This is a genomic window from Methylobacterium sp. WL6 (genome assembly GCF_008040095.1).
Taxonomy (GTDB): domain Bacteria; phylum Pseudomonadota; class Alphaproteobacteria; order Rhizobiales; family Beijerinckiaceae; genus Methylobacterium.
This window is the reverse complement of sequence record NZ_VRVH01000516.1, coordinates 1-1,839: the sequence shown is the minus strand read 5'-3', so window position 1 is coordinate 1,839 and position 1,839 is coordinate 1. Positions and strand designations below refer to the sequence as shown.

Genomic DNA, 1,839 nt, shown 5'->3' with positions numbered 1-1,839 from the left:
CACGGGCCCGCGCGGCCTCGCCCCGCCGCTCGATCCGCGCCCGACGCTGTTTGCGACCGCGGCCGTCAGCGACCGCCGGATCGCGTTCGCGCCCCTGCGGCTGTGGCCCACCGCCATCGCCCGGAACGAGACCTCGCCGCTGGCGCGGCTCAAGACCCTCGGCTACGGCGACGCGATCCTCGCGGCGCGGGATGCGCGGGCGGCCGGCTTCGACGAGGCCCTGTTCTGCAACACCCGGCGGCACCTCGCCTGCGCCGGCACCGGCAACGTCTTCGCGCTGTTCGGCGACCGCCTGGTCACGCCGCCGCTCGGCGACGGGGTGCTGGCCGGCATCGTGCGCGCCGTCGTGATCGCCGAGCTCGCGCCCGCCTGCGGGCTCGCCTGCGAGGAACGGTCCGCGACGAGGGCCGAGCTGCGCCGCGCCGACGCGGTGCTCGTCACCAATTCGCTGCGGCTCGTCGCACCGGTCGCGGCGATCGGCGACACCGCCTACGCGACCGACCACCCGGTGCTGATGCGGCTGATCGCGGCCCTGCGCGACCGCGTCGCAGCGGAATGCGGCGTTCCCGCCAGCGTCGTCGCATGACGGACGGGCGATCGATGGAGACGCCCGGGCGGATCTGGCTGCGGCGCGGGCTGGTCGGCCTCTACGGCCTCGTCGGCGCGGTGCACCTCGCCGCGCCCGACACCTTGATGCCGATCATGCCGGCCTGGGTGCCGGAGCCGCGCCTCGTGATCCTCGGCACGGGGCTCTGCGAGGTCGCGGGCGCGCTGGCGCTGACGCGCCCGGCCCTGCGCCGGGCGGCCGGGATCGGGCTCGCGCTCTACGCGCTCTGCGTCTGGCCGGCCAACATCAAGCAGGCGGTCGAGGGGATCGTGGTGCCGCCGCTGCCGGATTCCTGGTGGTACCACGGCCCCCGGCTGGCCTTCCAACCGGTGCTGATCTGGGCCGGATTGTTTGCGGGCGGCGCGATCGACTGGCCGTTCCGCCGCGCGGCGTCGCGGGCTGCGGGCCGGCGCGCCCCGGGGCGATGATCCCGTGATCCCGTGATCCGGTCATGCTGCGATCCCGTGATCACGGGATCTTGTGCCGATCGCATCATGCCGGCACCCCAAAGCGGAAAAGCCCGGCGCTTCGGGGCGCCGGGCTTCTTGCAAAAGTCAATTTGCAGGGGCCGATCCCGACGGCGGGATCGGCGGTCGCGAATCAGGGCTTGGGGGCCGCCGCGGCGCCGGCGCCGGCCGCGCCCGGCTGCTCCAGCTTCTTGCGCATGTCCTCGCTGCGCTTCTCGAGCTCGGCCTGGAGCTTCTTCTGCTGCTCCTCGAGCACCTTCGGGTCCATGGCCGGGCCGTCGAAGGCCTTGCCGAAGCCGGCGAGCGGCACGGCGAAGGTCACCTCGCGCTGGGTCTGGTTCTGCACCGAGACGTTGAGCGTGGTGCCCTTCTTCATCGCAGCGACGACGCCGGCATCGACGCCGCCGGCCTCGGCGAAGCAGCCGTTGGGGAAGCAGACCGCGAACTTGCCGGCGGTGCCCTGCTGGCCGTCGACGGTGAAGCGGATGCCGGGCTGCAGCAGCAGGCCGAGCGGCAGCAGGTAGCGCACCACGCGCACCTCCTGCTTCGTGGCCGGGTTCTTCATCTCGTACACGGCGACCGCGAGGACCGGCTGGCCCTGGTCGGAGACGAAGTCGCGGGTGGTGTAGCAGATGTCGGTGCCCGACCCGCCGTCCTTGCCGCAGACCTTGGTCCAGTCGGCCTGGCTCGGCTCGGACTTCACGGTCACGGTCTGCGGGCCGGTCTGCGCCGCGGTGTTGGCCGCCGGCGTGCTCTGGGCCGGGG

The 1,839-nt window shown here is 73.6% G+C and carries 3 protein-coding genes; 2 read left to right on the top strand and 1 reads right to left on the bottom strand.

The window, feature by feature from the left end; translation table 11 throughout:
* Positions 1-586 (top strand): aminotransferase class IV (locus tag FV230_RS27925; RefSeq protein ID WP_147844676.1); only part of this gene is annotated, 586 nt, incomplete at its 5' end.
* 14 nt (positions 587-600) lie between these two features.
* Positions 601-1,035: a DoxX family protein gene (locus FV230_RS27920; protein ID WP_147844675.1), complete on the top strand. Its 435-nt coding sequence runs from the start codon at positions 601-603 to the stop codon at positions 1,033-1,035.
* Positions 1,036-1,207: 172 nt separating this feature from the next.
* Here the strand turns inward: FV230_RS27920 and FV230_RS27915 are convergent.
* Positions 1,208-1,839 (bottom strand): invasion associated locus B family protein (locus FV230_RS27915; protein ID WP_147844674.1); only part of this gene is annotated, 632 nt, incomplete at its 5' end.